The following is a 15,239-nucleotide window of genomic DNA, read 5'->3' on the forward strand; positions in this document are numbered from 1 at the left end:
CCCAAGAACGCCAGTTGCCGCCTGGTCACGCCGTCATCTACGCGCGGCCGTCATCGACACCGGGGACGTCGAGCTTCTCGTAGTAGCGCTTTATCCTCCCGGCGCCAGTACACGCTCACATGCCAGCGCCCCGGCCCTCATGGAGGGAGCAGGGCACACGTTCACAAGCTCTGATTCCTACCGCGTACTCCGGGAACATCGCGGGCTGCTTCGAAGAAGAGCCGATCAGGCCCTTATCTGTCACGGATAGGGAATTCAAATCTGTCTTGACTGTCGGCGGACGTGCGGTGAATGTCGAAAAGGATCGAGATGCTCCTTCTGAGGCGAGGGACGGAGGGGTCAGATCGCAGTGGACACCACCGACGCAAGCCAATGGTCTGAGGATCGTAACCGCAATGAGTGGGGTTCAACCAGCCGCCTGCTCGCACAAGTCCCAGCCGATAAGGCAGAAGTCTTTTCGTCGGTAGGCCACGACGACAACGCTGGGATTGTAGTAAGCGGAGCCGGTGCACTGATCGCCGCAGCCGGGATAACTCGAAAGCCGACCTGCCCGATCCTGGTCGATCGTCGTCGTTACGCAGGGCGCAACCGACCGCGGGGAACGGCGAGGTTTGATCCTGCCTGGATCGAGAGCCAACGTGCCCTGGATACGGCAATTGTGCTCACCGATTCCGGGTACGTGGGAGAAGGCGATCGAGCGGCCTTGGTCGCGATCCTGGAGCAGACGACTATGGCCGGAGACAATGTGTGTGCTGTCCTCCCGCTTCACATCTCCTGGCTTGCGGAGCCCGGCGTGAAGTTGTTGACCGGCGAGGTGAATCAGCACCAGGTGCCAGTGGCGCTCGTCTTGGAGCACGCCACCGACCCGCTCGGCACGCAGAAGGCGGTCAGCGGGCTGAAACAGCTACTAGACCAGGCACAGGTACCGATCAGCCTCCTGTGTACGGACATCTCCGGATTAGGGGCGATCGCCTACGGTGCTGCTTGGGCTGCGGTCGGAGTTACATCCGCATTGCGGCATCTGTATCCCGCCAACAAGAAAGGTCCTCCTCCCCCACCAGTGCCGGCGAGACATGCGATCGTCCCGCGATTGATGACGTTCATGAACGCTGGACGCATCGCCGAAGGCTGGGCGCTTGCCCGGGGCCATGAGGATCTGGATGAAAATTTGTGGCGCTGCTGGTGCGCCGAATGCGGTAACCGCACCATGGACCGGTTCGCCACCTGCGCTGAGCTGAGCCTGGCCATCCACAACATCAGCATTCTGGAGGAACTTCACCAGCAAATCACCGGCCCGGACTCATGGGAACGGGCGATCAGAGATGCGCTGGGCTGCTACTGGTGGATGAAAGACGAGTACCGCCTCACATGGAAGCCGCCCGATTTCATGAATGCCTGGCTGCCCAGGTCCCGGCACTGACGGTCTGCTGCGACAGTATGGCGTCATAGACGATTTCTTCGACGAGGCGGTGGACCCAGGTGCGTCCGGGACCGAGCCCGGCGCCGACGAAGGTGTCAGGCGCCTGGATCATCTCGTAGGGCTCTTCGGCGGTCACCAAGCCGAAGCCGTAGTACATGGCCTCGACTTGCACCGCATCCCGACGCGCGACTTTCGCCGGCAGGACACCCACGCGGGCACCGAAGGCGGCGAACTCGGCCAAGTTCGTCATCACCGACCGCCATGAGGCCCTCGCGGCGATGGCTCCGCGGATACGCACTGGTGACGGCCGCGTGAGGAACGACGGGTCGACATGCGCCCGGCAGTGCAGCAGCAGGGTGTCTGCCGCGGGCACCAACCCGATTTCCTGCCGCAGGGTGTGCTCGGCCTCGTTCAGCTCACACACAACTACTCGCCATGTGCTGAGCGCACGTACCGTGACCACGTGGCAGTCCTGCCATCCCAGCGCGGTAAGTACGCCCAGTGGCACGCTCTTCGCAGGGGTAGCGGGTCGGGTTGTCATGAGGCACCACCCTGCCCACCGCTCCGAGGTGATGTACAGGGCGTTGCCCAATCGTCACCTCGTCGAGGAAACCATTCCCTCAGGACGCGCTCCTCTTCCCATCCTTCTTCTCTCCTGAGCTGGATCGTCCTCCGCATGCCCGGGGCCGGGCCGGCACCGCCCGGCTCGCCGCCCTGCCTGAGCCCTGGTCCCGGTACGTCAAGGCGTTCGCGGCCGCCACCCCTGACTCGTGACGCGCATCACAGGACCTTGCCCCCATTCGTATACGTCTCCTACTATTCCTACAGAGTTACTAGGAATACGCGCCATCTCGCTGGAGACGGTGCGGAAAGGGGCGGAGCATGCCCGCGACGGCCGAGTCCGTGGACACCCTCTGGTTCACCCGTTGTCCCGTCCCGACGGCCAGTGGGCTCGCCTACGCGCTCGGCCGGCTGGCCACGCGGTACGCGGACCTGGGCGTCGAGATCGGAATCCTCCAGGACGCGCCGCTGGAGATCGCCCGGCACCACTACGACCACGACCTCGTCGGCCTGATCCGCGAAGGGGGCAACGTGCCCGCCATCGCGGCACGGGCCGAGGGCGTCAGGACCCGCCTGGTCGGGCTCACCTGGATCGACGAGGGACAGTCGATCGTGGTCCGCCCCGACTCTCCGATCACCTCGCCGGCCGCCCTGCGGGGTGCGCGGATCGCCGTCCCCGGATGGGCCGCCACGAGGGACACCAGCCACGCGCGTGCCATGGCCCTGCACGGATTCAAGGGTGCGCTCGGACTCGCCGGGCTGACGCTCGACGACGTGGAGTTCGTCGAGGTGCCGCTCGACCCGGTCGTGCCTCCGGGCCGCGTCCGCGCCGAGCGCGCCGCGCCACGGTTCCGGGAGCTGGACGAGCTGGCGGCCGGACGGGTCGACGCGGTCTACGCCAAGGGCGCCGCGGCGCTGGAAGCCGCCCGCGTTCGCGATCTGGTGGTCGGCATCGACCTGGACGCGGTGCCGTGGCGGCGGTCCAGGGTCAACAACGGAACCCCGCGGCCGATCACCGTGCACGAGGACCTGCTGCAGTCGCACCCCGAGCTGGTGGTCGAGTTCCTGGTCGAGACGCTGCGCGCGGCCGACTGGGCGGCGGGCGACCTGGACGGCGTACGCGAGGTGCTGGCGGCCGAGACCGGATCGGGCGCGGAGGGCGTGCTCCTCGCCTACCGGGAGGGATTCCACCGCACGCTCCACCCCACGCTGGACGAGGAGCGGGTGGACCTGCTGCGGATCCAGAAGGCGTTCCTGCTGCGCTACGGCTTCCTGAGCGCCGACTTCGACCTCGATTCCTGGATCGACCCCGAGCCGCTGCGGCTCGCGTACGAGCGGCTGGCCGCGCGGCACTGACTCCCGGCCGCCCGTCATCCCCGCGTCGTCCTTCTTCACCACGCCCGTCCGGGCCGGTAGCGGCGGTGAGCCGCGCGGTGCCCGCCGGCCCCCCTTGCCATCTCGAAAGGCCATGAGTTGATCAGCACATCCCCCTCCGGCGGCCGTGGGTCCTCGGCCCGGCCCGCCGGTCGTGCACGCGTCCGCCGTCCGTCGTTCCTGACGGCGGTCGCCGCCGTCGGCACGCTGTTGTTGGTGGCCTCCTGCGGCACGTCGGCGGCGTCGTCGGAGACCGGGTCGGCCGCGCAGAGCGTGGACACCGTCCGCGTGGGCGTCATCGCCGGCTCGCCCCCGGGTGTCTACTCCGCGATCGAGAAGGGGTTCTTCGACAAGCAGCGGATCAAGGTCGAGCTCGTGACGCTCAGCGGGGGCCCCGCGCTCGTCGCGGCCACCGAGGGCGGCTCCATCGACATCGCGTGGGCCGACATCTTCGCCTGGGCGGCCGCGATCGAGCAGGGCTTCAAGCTGACGATCATCAACCCGGCCAACGCGTTGAAGCCCGGGCAGCCGGTCAACGTCATCGTGACGAAGCCGGGCAGCGGCATCACCTCGGCGAAGGACCTCGCGGGCAAGAAGCTCGGGGTGCCGGCGCAGGCGCTGACCACCGTACAGATCAAGAAGTGGCTCGCGGACCAGGGCCTCGACCCGAACGGCCCGAAGTACACCACCGTGCAGGACCGCACCACCTCCGGTGGCCTGGTGGCGCAGGGCACGCTCGACGCCGCGGCCACCAGCGGCGCGTACGTCACCGCGTGGGAGGCGCAGTACGGCCTCACGGTCGCCGGCACCTTCGACTCCGGCGTGCCCGAGGGCGCGGCGACGTCCGGCTACGGCGCGCTGCACACCTTCGCCGAGGCGCACCCGGACCTGGTCCAGCGCTTCGTCCGGGCCGTGCGGCAGGGCGTGACCGCGTTCCAGTCGTCCACCCCACAGGAGCAGAACTCGCTGCTGGTGAAGTACGGCGGCGCGGACGTCACGAAGCTGGAGGCCAAGTATCCCGGCGCGCTGGACAAGGCGTCGGCGGCGACCAGCGGCGAGCTGAGCGGCCCGTTCGACGTGGCCGCCGAGAACGCGTGGATCGAGACGGGCGCGCGGTTCGGCGCGCTGAAGAAGCCCTTCGACCTCACGCCCTATCTGTGGCCCACCGCCACGGCCGCCAACCCCTGATCATCCTCACGAACGCCGGGAGCCTCGATGGCGACATCAGCCGCGCCCACCGCGGCCGGGACCGAGCACAGCGCGACCGGAAGCGCCGCGACCCTGCTGACGGCGGACGACGTCGCGAAGACCTACCGCACCCGCCGACGGGAGGTGACCGCCCTGCGCGGGCTGTCCCTGGACATCGGCGCCGGGGAGTTCGTCGCCCTCGTCGGGCGGTCCGGATGCGGCAAGTCCACGCTGCTGCGGCTGCTCAGCGGCCTCCTCCCCGCCACTGCGGGACAGATCCGGGTGGCCGGGCAACCGATCGACGGGCCGCCGCGCCAGGCGCGCTGCGTCTTCCAGGACTACGCCCAGTCCCTGCTGCCGTGGAAGACGGTGGCGGGCAACGTCCGGTTCGGGCTGCGGCACGCGTACGAACCGGCCGAAGGCGGTCACGACGAGCTGGTGGCGCACTACCTCGGCCTGGTGGGCCTCGGCCACGCGGCCGACCGGTACCCGTGGGAGCTGTCCGGCGGCATGCAGCAGCGTGCGGCCATCGCCCGCGCGCTGGCCGCGCGACCACAACTGCTGTTCATGGACGAGGCGTTCAGCGGCGTGGACGCCCTGAGCCGCGCCAAGCTGCAGGACGTCCTCCTGCATGCCTGGGCCGAGGAGGGGCTGACCGTGGTGTTCGTGACCCACGACATCGACGAGGCGGTCTACCTGGCCGACCGGGTCGTGGTGCTGCATCCCGAAGGGCGCGGGGTGCTGGCCGACGTACGGACCGGTCTGCCCCGCCCGCGCGGCCAGCTGACCACGCGGGAGTCGCCGGAGTTCCTGCACCACCGGCGTGAACTGCTGCACCTGGTCCTGGACGGAGAGGACTCCGGCGAATGACCACCAACCCCACAGTGACGAGGACCGCCGGCGCCATGCCGCTCCCCGCGACCCCCGATGCGATCCCCGGCACGGCGGGGGCGCCGAAGCGCCGCCCCTGGTTCCTGCGCGCGCTGCGCAGCAGGGCCTTCGGCTGGCTCGTGTTCGCCGCGGCCCTGGTCGCTTGGCAGCGATACGCCACGGCGAACCCCTCGCCCAGGTACGCCACCGTGACCGACGTCGCCGTCCAGTGGTGGGACCAGATCCTCGGCGGGCCGCTCCTGACGGCGACCCTGCAGACCCTGCGCACGATGCTGATCGGCTACGGCGTCGCCGCCGTGCTGGCCGTGGTGATCGGGGTACTCATGGCCCGCGTACGGCTCGTCTACGTGCTGCTCGAACCCCCGCTCGAACTGCTGCGGCCGATGCCGATCTCGGCGGTCATCCCCCTGCTGATCCTCTACCTCGGCATCGACGACGCTATGAAGATCAGCGTGGTCGCGCTGGCGGCGTTCTTCCACATCCTGCTCAACGCCTACTCGGGCGCGGGCTCTACGCACCGCACGATGATGGACACCGCGCGTACCTTCGGGCTGACCTGGCGGCAGACGATGGCCGAGATCGTGATCCCGGCCGCCGCCCCCTCGATCTTCGTGGGGCTCCGCTCGGCGCTCGCCGCCTCACTGGTGATCTCGGTCGTCGTCGGCATGATCGCCGGCAACGACGGCCTCGGGCACCTCCTGATGATCCAGCAGCAGAGTTTCCAGGTGACCGACCTCATCGTCGGCGCGGTCACCATCGCGATGCTCGGCTACGCCCTCAATTCCGCGTTCCTGTTCATCGAACGACGGGTCCTGCACTGGCACTTCGGCGCGACCCGCACCCACGACTGACCCCCGTCATAAAACGTGCCCGACCCGCGACACGAAGGAAGACCATGACCTCAACCCTGACCGCCCCCGTCCGCGAGGGCGAGTGGCTGAAGGCCGGTGAGCCTGCGCTGACCCCGGCCGACGCGGCCGTACGTGCCGAGCTCGTCCAGGCGGTGCGCGTGCTGCACCAACTGGGCGCGCTGCAGAATCCGTACTCGGCGAACGCGAGCGTCCGGCTGCCGGACTCCCCCGGCCACCTGCTGATCAACGCGAAGGGGCTGCCCGCCGACATCGGCGAGCAGGACTTCGGAGTGATCACCCTGGACGGCGACCTGGTCGCGGGCAAGCTCGGCCCCGGGGTGCGGCAGGTGCTCCAGATGCACATCCTCGCCTACACCCGTCCGGAGGTGAACGCCGTCATCCACACGCACTCGACGCACGCGACCGCGTTCGCCCTGGCCCATCGGCCGATCCCGGCCAACTACGAGCCGCTGGTCAACCGCGGGCAGACCCGCGACATCCCCTGCGCGCCGTACCGCGCGCGCAACAACGGCGACCTCGGCGCGTCCATCGCCGGCCTGCTCGCCGAGCACCCCGACACCAAGGCCGTCCTGCTGGCCAACCACGGGCTGCTCGCCTTCGACGACAGCCCGATGAGCACCGCCCGCCTCGTCGCCACGATCGAGGAGACGGCCACCCTGGAGATCCACGCCGCCGCCCTGGGCGGATCGAAGCCGATCGCCCCCTGAGAACGACGACCATGTACGACCCACGGAGCGCGCCGATGACCGAGACCGACCTTCTCCCTCCGCTCCCGGAGCGCAGGCTGGAAATCCTCTGGTACCTGATCGCCAACGACGGCAGGTATCCGTGGGACCCGAGATGGAAGCGGCCGGTCGACTTCGAGTACGTCCAGGCATGGGCGAAGTCGATCGACGTCAACGGCTTCTACGGCGCGCTGCTCGCCACCCAGCCGACCGGCGGCATGGATCCCTGGATCACGGCGGCCTCGCTGGTGCCCACCACCCGCCGGATGAAGTTCGTGATCGCGGTGCACCCCTCGGTGTACACGCCGACGTCGCTGGTGAAGCTCGCGACGACGCTCGACCAGAACTCCGGCGGCCGGGTAATCCTGAACATCGTGAGCGGGCACATCGGGCTCGAGGCCGCCGGCGTGCACCTCAAGCACGAGGAGCGGTACGCGCACACCGACGAGTTCCTCACCGTCTACCGGGCGCTGATGCGCGGGGAACGCGTCGACTTCGACGGCAAGCACCTCAAGGTGCGGGGGGCGGAGGCCGCGTTCCTGTCGCTGCAGGATCCGTACCCGCCGTTGTGGTTCGGCGGCGCCTCACCGATCGCCCGCGACGTGGCGGCCAAGCACATCGACAACTACCTCACGTGGGGCGAGCCGCCCGCCGAGACCGCGGAGCTGATCGCGGACGTACGCGCCCGGGCCGCGAGGCACGGCCGCTCGATCCGTTTCGGGATCCGGCTGAACCTGATCGTCCGGGACACCGACGAGCAGGCCTGGGCGGCGGCGCAGGACATGCTCGACCACGTCGACGACAGCGTCGTCGCGCGGGTGCAGGCCGATTCGGCGAAGCAGGAGTCCGTGGGGCAGGCGCGGCAGCTCGCCTTCCACAAGGGCGTCAAGCCGCGCTTCGCCCAGGAGCTCGAGGTCTACCCGAACGTCTGGTCGGGCTTCGGCCTGATCCGCGGAGGTCCCGGCATCGCGCTGGTCGGCAGCCCCGAGTCGGTCGCCGCGCGCATCCGCGAGTATCACGCCCTGGGGATCGACTCGTTCATCGTCTCGGGCAATCCGCTGCTGGAGGAGACATACCGGTTCGGCGAGCAGGTGATGCCGCTGCTGCCGGTGACGCACGACGACCCCGGCCCGCTGCGGCCTGCCGGCTACACCCGGCCGCGGGCCGCCGTGCCGTCGCCGGCCGGGGCCTCCTCGCTCGTCGCCGCCGGCTGACCCCGCGCGACACGGTGACCTCGCCGGGCCACGGCCGTGCTCCGGCGAGGTCACCGGCCGGGGCCCGGCCGCCCCCGTCAGCCGCGACGGGAGCGACGCCCACCCATCGCCGGGTAGGGATCCGGACGCTCGTCCACCCACTCCTGAGCTCGGCGGCCCCGTAGGTTCACCGCGGGCGAAGCGAGCGGCGATCGCCGTGGATCCTACGGTTTATGCCGCCGGAGCACAGTGAACGCGTGACGGTCCAGGACTGCTCTTGCGTCAGCCCTTCGCCGCGGGTCGGAATGGAGCAGGGCCATCAGAACAGCCGCGACGTATGTCAAGACGAGGCAGCACACGAATGCGCAGGTCAGCCAGGGAACAGCAGTAATCAGCGCAGCAAGAAACGCAGGCACGACAGGACCGCCTATCAGGAAACGGCACTTGTCGCTGAAATCTGTAATGTGTCGGTGGAGGACTCGTCTCACCGGCGCAAAGCAGATGTCAGCGCAAATCTCACGATCACACAGGTCCTTCGCCAGCGTCAAGCCGCCGCCACCAGATGCAGTGGCCCCGGAAAGCGCCGGGAATCCCGGAGTGACATAAGCCCCTTGGACTGGCCCGGTTCCCAGTCCTATGAATTCTGAGCCTTCAATGCCTCAAGCCGGTCGGTGGCGACGTTCGCGATCTTTCGTGCTTGCTCGCGGACTTCGCGATCGGCCGGGACGGGGCACGGGTGGCACAACCCCGCGCCCCGTCCTTCGTGCCGATCCTTATGCGTACGGCCGATGGTGGTCGCCTCGTACGAGACCTTCTAGCGCTTGAACAGACGGGGCGCCAGGTCGATGAGGTTCTTCTGCCACACGTCCCAGCCGTGCGGTCCGGGGGTGATCCCGTCGAACTCGTAGTGGATGCCGAGGTTGTTCAGGGTGGTGAGGGACCCCATGAACAATGGCTGGACGAAGTCGGTCTGGTCGCCGACGTACAGGCGCAACAGCTTGGTCCCGCTGTTGATCGCCGCCACGTCGACGCCGGCGCCGTCACCGAACCAGGCCGAGAACGCCGCGACATAGGCGAACTCACCAGGGTGCGCCTTGAGCACCCCCAGCGTCTGCACACCGCCCATCGAGAGGCCGGCGAGGGCCTGCTGCGACGGGTCGCTGGAGACGTTGTAGTGGGAGCGAGCCGCGGGAACGATGTTCTCCAGCAACTCCTTGTTGAAGTCGGGCACGTTGCCGTTGCCCATCACGACCACCATCGGCACCAGGTCGCCGTCCAGGAACTCGTGGTCGAGGATCTGCTTGGCGCGGCCCATCTCCACCCAGTCGGTGTAGCTCTGACCGCTGCCGTGCTGGAGATAGAAGACGGGGTACGGCTCCGCGCGGGTCGCATCGTAACCGGGCGGGGTCCACACCAGCGCGGTCCTGTCCTGGTTCGCCACGTTGCTGCGGTAGGTCAGGCTCTCGACCTTTCCGCCCTGACCGGCGGGAACATCCGAGAGCAGACGCGACCTCTCACCGGGAACGAGGAAGGTGCTCCAGGCCGGTTCGGAGGTCACCTTCGTCGGGTTCGACGCGTCCTTGACCGAGACCCGATCCACGATCAGCCGGTAGTAGTAGAACCACGGGTCCAGCGGACCCACGGTCGTCCGCCACCGGTCGCCCTCACGGGACATCGGAAGGCGCAGCCAGCTTCCGCCGGGAGCCACGTTGGCCCACACGGTTACGTGCTGCGCGTCCTTGAAGTCGGTCGTGGTCTCGAAGGTGACGAAGCCGTCCTCCGCCACGAACGGCGTCGGGGTCGTGCCGGCCGCCGGCGGGTGGAACTCGCCCTTCAACGGCCCGTGACCGGCGCTCGGACCGTGATCCGACACGGTGCGGAACAGCCTGGGCAGGAAATCGATCAGATTCTCCTGCCAGGCGTTCCAGTTCGCCCCGCCGTCAGGGTTGACGCCGTCGAACTCATACCTGACGCCGGCGCGGTCCAGCGCCTTGGTCAGGCGGTTGGTCGCGTTGTAGGCCGGGTCGGTCACGTTCCCGGTGTACAGACGCGCCAGCTTCACCTCACGGTTGATCGCCTTGGCGTCCACCCGGCCGACGCCGTCCTCCAAAAGACCGGAGAACGAGCCGGCGTAGGCGAACTGACCCGGGCTGGTCAACGCGGCACGCAGCGCCTGCGTCCCGCCCTCGCCCACCCCCGCGATCGCCTGATGCGCCGGGTCCCGCAGGACGTCGTACCTGTCCCCGACCGCCCTGCGCAGATCCTTCAGATCCTTGTCGCCGCCCGGCCCGTCACCATCGCTGATCACGACCACCACCGCCTCCACCGAGCCCTGGATCGACAGATTGTCGAGGATCTGCTTGGCCCGGCCGAGGTCGAGCCAGTCGCCGGCGCTCCTGTCCGCGCCGGACTGCAAGTACAGCACCGGATACCCCTTGGGCCCCGGACCCTTCGGCCCCTGAGGTCCGGGTCCCTTGGGACCGGGTCCCTTGGCCTGGTAGCCCGGCGGCGTCCAGACCAGCGCCGACCGCTCCTTCTTCCTCACCTCATAGGTCAGGGTCTCGACCTTGCCGCCCTGCCCCTGAGGCGCGTCCGCCAGCAGGCGCGCCGAATCACCCTGAACCAAGAAGGTGCTCCAGAGAGGCTTGGAGCCCACGCCGGCGGCGTTCGTCGGATCCTTGAAGCTCTTGGTGTCGTCACCGGTGACCTGGTAGTAGTACAGGCCCGGCTTGAGCGGACCGAGGGCCCCCGACCAGACGTCGCCCCGGCGGGTCAGACCGTACTCCGCCCAGGCGAAGGAGGGACCGAAGTTGCCCTCGATGACCACCTGTGACACCTGGCCCGCGTTGGCCTGGACGTAGGCGTCAGGGACATTGAACGACGCGTAGCCGTCCTCGGACACGTTCAGCCACGGGGTGTCCGCTGCCGCCGGCAGCGGCGGCGCGAGCGACACCGCCGCCATCGCCATGACTCCGGCGGTGATCGCCGCCGAAAGCCGGCGCACGCCCGTGGGGCGCACGCTGCCGTCATTCCATAACGTCATACCGAAACTCCTTCATCGTCGGCAGTGGACAGGCCCCGAACTGGCCGACCTGGATCGTCGGTGGATGCGCGGTTGGTTCTGTGCCTGCACCTCCGTCCGTCGCACGTTCGCCCTGTTCGTCTGAACCGCTGGGTGCGGCCGTCGGCGCGTGTCAGGGTTCTCGTCGTGGTCTCGACGGTGCGAGGAAGCCGCGGATCACCGAGCAGGCCGGAAGCGGCAGTCGGCGTAGCCCTTTCACTGATCGGTCGCGTCGGCGACGTCGGTATGCGCGGGACCTCGCATCCGAGTCACTGGTCCGATGCCGCCGCTCCCAGCCCTCGGGGTACGCCCCATTGAAATCACTGTCGGCGCGGACGATCAGGACGGAGCCGGACTGCGTCAACGTCCTCCATCACACCCTTGAGCACCTCAGCCGAATCAGGACTGGAAGCTGTGGGTCACCCGACCCGGAACGTCGGTACACGTGCGCCGCGGGCTCGCCACCGTCGGCCTTGACGGCCACGCCACCCGTGGAATCGCACTCGATATCGGCTCCGTTGCCGATCTTCAACGTAAGCGACATCGATTGTTAACGCAAGCAACTTGCGATACCTCTCGACACGCCTGCCGTACGTCCCGAAGGCTCGGGCGGGAAAGGGCGGCGCAATCGTCAAACGATTGCGCGCGGGTGTCTCACGCCCTTTCTCAGACCCTCCGTCGAGCGTCGGCAATGCCGACGACGAGCGAGGCCGTTCCATCACCCGCGTGCCCGAGGGCCCCGGCTCGACCCGGCCCGCCGGCACGTATCGTCGTGTCCGAGCACCAGGAAGGCCAGGACATGAAGATCGCTGTCATCGGGGGAACCGGCCTCATCGGATCCCGGGTGGTCGAGATTCTGAACGCGCGTGGACACGAGGCGGTGCCGCACTCGAGGTCCACCGGTGTGGACCTGCTCACCGGCCAGGGCGTGCCCGAGGCGCTGACCGGCGCCGACGTCGTCGTCAACCTGACGAAGCCACAGAGCTTCGACGACGCCTCGCCCGCCTTCTTCCGCAAGACGATGGACACCCTGCTGACCGGCGCCGAGGCGGCCGGCGTCGGCCACGCGGTCATCCTGTCGATCGTGGGCGCCGACCTGGTGCCCGGCTCGGTCTACTACCGGGCGAAGGTGCTGCAGGAGGACCTGCTCAAGGCAGGCCCGGTGCCGTACTCGATCGTGCGTTCCACCCAGTTCTTCGAGTTCATCGACACGGTGCTGTCCTGGACCTCCGACGAGCACACCGTCCGGCTGCCGGCCACCCTCATGCAGCCCATGGCCGCCGAGGACGTCGCCCGGGCCGTGGCCGACGTCAGCGTGGGAGTCCCGCTGCGAGGCACGCTGGACATCGCGGGCCCCGAGGTCTTCGCGCTCGACGAACTGGGCAGGATCACCCTCGCCGCCCGTGGCGACCGCCGCACCGTCGTCACCGACGACAGCGCCGGCTTGTACGCCGCCGCCCCGGGCTCCGCCCTCGTCGCCAAGGACGGAGCCGTCATCGCCACGACCACCTATCGGGAGTGGCTCGCACGCTGACCCGCCGACGCCCTGCCGCGTGCTCTTCTACCGCGCACGGTCTCGGCCCCGCGTTGTCACAGATCGGATACTCTGCCCTGTCTTCGAGGCGACCGTACGTTGCGCAGCGACAGGAGCAGGACCTTGCCACCAGCAGGCACCACGATCCGGATCCGGGTACGGATGAGCGCCCGCGCCATCGATGAGCCGCACCGCGTCTCGAGTCAGCTTGAGCTGCTGTTCGATCTCACCTTCGTCGTCGCCGTCGCGGCCGTCACCGCCCAGTTCGCGCACGACATCGCCGACGGTCACAGCCTGGCGGGGCTGGTGCCGTTCCTTCAGGTGTTCTTCGCGATCTGGTGGGCGTGGATGAACTTCACCTGGTTCGCCTCGTCCTACGACACCGACGACGTCGCCTACCGGCTGCTGACCATGGTGCAGATGGCCGGCGTGCTGGTGCTCGCCGCCGGCGTGCCCGCCGCGGCGAGCCGCTCCGAGTATGGAGTCATCACGCTGGGCTACCTCGTGATGAGAATCGGGCTCGTCGCCCAGTGGCTGCGGGCCGGTCTCGAAGACCCGGCGAGGCGCCGCACCGCGTTCCGCTACGCCGGTGGCATCGCCCTCCTGCAGATGGGCTGGCTGTCGCGGCTCGTCCTCGTGGAGACCGGAGTCCTGCCCTCGTCCTTCGGCCTGCCGTTCTTCGTCTGCCTGGCCGCCCTGGAGCTCGCGGTGCCGTGGTGGGCGGAGCGGGCCAGGGCCACCCACTGGCATCCGCACCACATCGCCGAGCGCTACGGCCTGTTCACGATCATCCTGCTCGGTGAGAGCGTGCTGGCCGCGAGCAGAGGGGTCGGAAGAGCACTCGAGGCGGACGCGGTCGGCGGCTCCTTCGTCGTGATCGCGATCGCCGGTCTCATCCTGCTGTTCGCTCTGTGGTGGCTGTATTTCCTCGGGCCCGCCGGAGACGGTCTCAGCGACCGCCGTAATCGGTCCTACCTGTGGGGATACGGCCACTATGGGATTTTCGCGGCTCTGGCCGCCCTCGGCGCCGGGCTCGAGGTGGCGGTGGAGCGGAACGGGCACGACGTCGCGGCGTCGTCGCCGGCGCTCGGCTACGCGGTCGCCGTACCGGTGGGGGTCTGTCTCGCCCTGCTGTGGGCGGTGCACGTGCTTGTCGTCGCAAAGCCCGTCATGGTCCCCGCCGCGGTTCTGGCGTGCGTCGTCATCGTCCTGTCGCTGCCGCTCGCGACGCCCTGGATCGGCGTCGCCGGCACGGTCGCGGCGATCGCGGCGGTCTGCGTTCTGCTGGTCGCGGCCACGATCTGGTCGGCGGCCGCCGGGTCCCGTACGGCGAGCACGTCGTCATGACCCCTCTCACGTGACCGGTGACGAGTTGACGTGAACTTTGCGGCTGCTGTCACAACCTCGGGGGCTGTCCGGTCTTAGCTGGCGACCGGGTGGCAACGAGGCGGCCCGGCGGACAGAAAGAGAGCGCGATGAAGATCGTCGTTATCGGCGGCACCGGCCTGATCGGGTCGAAGCTGGTGAAGAAGCTGGGCGAGCAGGGCCACGAGGCGGTGGCGGCCTCGCCGAACACCGGCGTCAACACCCTGACCGGCGAGGGGCTCGCCGAGGTGCTGGTGGGTGCGCAGGTGGTGGTCGACGTGTCGAACTCGCCGTCGTTCGAGCGGACCGCGGTGCTGAAGTTCTTCGAGACCTCCACGGGCAACCTGCTCGCGGCCGAGGCGGACGCGGGCGTGGGTCACCACGTCGCGGTGTCGATCGTGGGAACCGAGAGGATGCCGGACAACGGCTACTTCGCGGCGAAGATCGCCCAGGAGCAGCTCATCGAGAAGTCGGGGATCCCGTTCTCGCTCGTGCACTCGACCCAGTTCTTCGAGTTCGACCGCGGCATCGCGGACGACGCCACGGTGGACGGCAAGGTGCACATGGCGCATGTGCTCTTCCAGCCCATCGCGGGCGACGACGTCGCCGAGGCGGTTCGCCGGACCGCCCTGGGATCGCCGCTGAACGGCAGGGTCGAGATCGCCGGGCCCGAGCAGTTCTGGATGGACGAGTTCTTCCAGCAGGCGCTGACCGCCTGGGGCGACCCGCGCGAGGTGGTCACCGACCCGCACGCGCGTTACTTCGGCAGCGAGCTCACCGAGCGGTCGCTGGTCCCGATCGGCGACGCCAGCCTCGGCACCATCGGCTACCGCGACTGGCTCGGCCGCTCCGCCACCGGCAAGTAGGCCGACGAGGCCGTTCATGCCCGAGGGCGCGCACGCGATGACCGCCGTCACCGGCCGCGCCGCTGTCCCACCGGCGCCGCTGTCCCACCGGGGCCACTGTCCCGCCGGGGCCACTGTCCCGCCGGCGCCGCTTGCCCCAGCCGAGCCGCACGGGTCCCCGCGGTCATCGCGTCCCGCCCCGGCGAGCCG

At 69.0% G+C, this 15,239-nt stretch carries 12 protein-coding genes; 10 read left to right on the forward strand and 2 right to left on the reverse strand.

Features of this window, described 5'->3' with window-relative positions; translation table 11 throughout:
* Window positions 1-349: 349 nt before the first annotated feature.
* Window positions 350-1,420, forward strand: a complete 1,071-nt coding sequence (locus BXA11_RS15240) for a hypothetical protein (protein WP_143734285.1) — start codon at window positions 350-352, stop codon at window positions 1,418-1,420.
* On the opposite strand, the gene BXA11_RS15245 is transcribed toward BXA11_RS15240, so the two are convergent.
* Complete coding sequence (locus tag BXA11_RS15245) at window positions 1,386-1,883, reverse strand: hypothetical protein (RefSeq protein ID WP_143734286.1); 498 nt, start codon at window positions 1,881-1,883, stop codon at window positions 1,386-1,388. The two genes, BXA11_RS15240 and BXA11_RS15245, sit on opposite strands and share 35 nt — an antisense overlap.
* A gap of 419 nt (window positions 1,884-2,302) precedes the next feature.
* Between BXA11_RS15245 and BXA11_RS15250 the strand changes: the two genes are divergently transcribed.
* The 6 genes from BXA11_RS15250 (at window position 2,303) to BXA11_RS15280 (ending at window position 8,245) form a co-directional block, all read left to right on the forward strand.
* Window positions 2,303-3,337 carry an ABC transporter substrate-binding protein gene (locus BXA11_RS15250; protein ID WP_076435057.1) on the forward strand — a complete coding sequence of 345 codons (1,035 nt, stop codon included), beginning with the start codon at window positions 2,303-2,305 and terminating at the stop codon, window positions 3,335-3,337.
* A 117-nt stretch (window positions 3,338-3,454) separates the two neighbouring features.
* Window positions 3,455-4,543 (forward strand): ABC transporter substrate-binding protein, encoded by a 1,089-nt coding sequence (locus tag BXA11_RS15260; RefSeq protein ID WP_159454782.1) that lies wholly within the window; start codon window positions 3,455-3,457, stop codon window positions 4,541-4,543.
* Between the two features lie 27 nt (window positions 4,544-4,570).
* On the forward strand, window positions 4,571-5,413 hold the full coding sequence (locus BXA11_RS15265) for an ABC transporter ATP-binding protein (RefSeq protein ID WP_076435060.1): 843 nt from the start codon (window positions 4,571-4,573) through the stop codon (window positions 5,411-5,413).
* Complete coding sequence (locus BXA11_RS15270) at window positions 5,410-6,285, forward strand: ABC transporter permease (protein ID WP_076435061.1); 876 nt, start codon at window positions 5,410-5,412, stop codon at window positions 6,283-6,285. The genes BXA11_RS15265 and BXA11_RS15270 overlap by 4 nt, the downstream gene beginning before the upstream one ends.
* A 44-nt stretch (window positions 6,286-6,329) precedes the next feature.
* A complete protein-coding gene (locus tag BXA11_RS15275) occupies window positions 6,330-7,013 on the forward strand; it encodes a class II aldolase/adducin family protein (protein ID WP_083744253.1) in 684 nt (227 codons plus the stop codon).
* Window positions 7,014-7,048: 35 nt separating this feature from the next.
* The gene (locus tag BXA11_RS15280) at window positions 7,049-8,245 is read left to right on the forward strand and encodes an LLM class flavin-dependent oxidoreductase (RefSeq protein WP_076435062.1); all 1,197 of its coding nucleotides are present in this window, start codon (window positions 7,049-7,051) and stop codon (window positions 8,243-8,245) included.
* Window positions 8,246-9,038: 793 nt separating this feature from the next.
* Here BXA11_RS15280 and BXA11_RS15285 read toward each other — a convergent pair.
* A complete protein-coding gene (locus tag BXA11_RS15285; protein WP_076435063.1) occupies window positions 9,039-11,267 on the reverse strand; it encodes an alpha/beta hydrolase in 2,229 nt (742 codons plus the stop codon).
* A gap of 817 nt (window positions 11,268-12,084) precedes the next feature.
* On the opposite strand from BXA11_RS15285, the gene BXA11_RS15290 reads away from it, so the two are divergent.
* From BXA11_RS15290 to BXA11_RS15300, 3 genes are all read left to right on the forward strand, one after another.
* The gene (locus BXA11_RS15290) at window positions 12,085-12,819 is read left to right on the forward strand and encodes an SDR family oxidoreductase (protein ID WP_076435064.1); all 735 of its coding nucleotides are present in this window, start codon (window positions 12,085-12,087) and stop codon (window positions 12,817-12,819) included.
* Between the two features lie 123 nt (window positions 12,820-12,942).
* Window positions 12,943-14,166, forward strand: coding sequence for a low temperature requirement protein A (locus BXA11_RS15295; RefSeq protein WP_204053976.1), 1,224 nt, complete (start codon window positions 12,943-12,945; stop codon window positions 14,164-14,166).
* 128 nt (window positions 14,167-14,294) lie between these two features.
* Entirely contained in the window at window positions 14,295-15,050 is a 756-nt protein-coding gene (locus BXA11_RS15300) for an SDR family oxidoreductase (protein WP_076435066.1), read from the forward strand.
* Window positions 15,051-15,239: the final 189 nt, after the last annotated feature.

It is taken from the genome of Microbispora rosea, from assembly GCF_900156315.1.
Classification (GTDB): domain Bacteria; phylum Actinomycetota; class Actinomycetes; order Streptosporangiales; family Streptosporangiaceae; genus Microbispora; species Microbispora rosea.

Coding starts and splice junctions, on each gene's coding strand:
- BXA11_RS15250 (WP_076435057.1), top strand. CDS start 2,303: ATGCCCGCGACGGCCGAGTCCGTGGACACCCTCTGGTTCACCCGTTGT.
- BXA11_RS15265 (WP_076435060.1), top strand. CDS start 4,571: ATGGCGACATCAGCCGCGCCCACCGCGGCCGGGACCGAGCACAGCGCG.
- BXA11_RS15270 (WP_076435061.1), top strand. CDS start 5,410: ATGACCACCAACCCCACAGTGACGAGGACCGCCGGCGCCATGCCGCTC.
- BXA11_RS15275 (WP_083744253.1), top strand. CDS start 6,330: ATGACCTCAACCCTGACCGCCCCCGTCCGCGAGGGCGAGTGGCTGAAG.
- BXA11_RS15280 (WP_076435062.1), top strand. CDS start 7,049: ATGACCGAGACCGACCTTCTCCCTCCGCTCCCGGAGCGCAGGCTGGAA.
- BXA11_RS15285 (WP_076435063.1), bottom strand. CDS start 11,267: ATGACGTTATGGAATGACGGCAGCGTGCGCCCCACGGGCGTGCGCCGG.
- BXA11_RS15290 (WP_076435064.1), top strand. CDS start 12,085: ATGAAGATCGCTGTCATCGGGGGAACCGGCCTCATCGGATCCCGGGTG.
- BXA11_RS15300 (WP_076435066.1), top strand. CDS start 14,295: ATGAAGATCGTCGTTATCGGCGGCACCGGCCTGATCGGGTCGAAGCTG.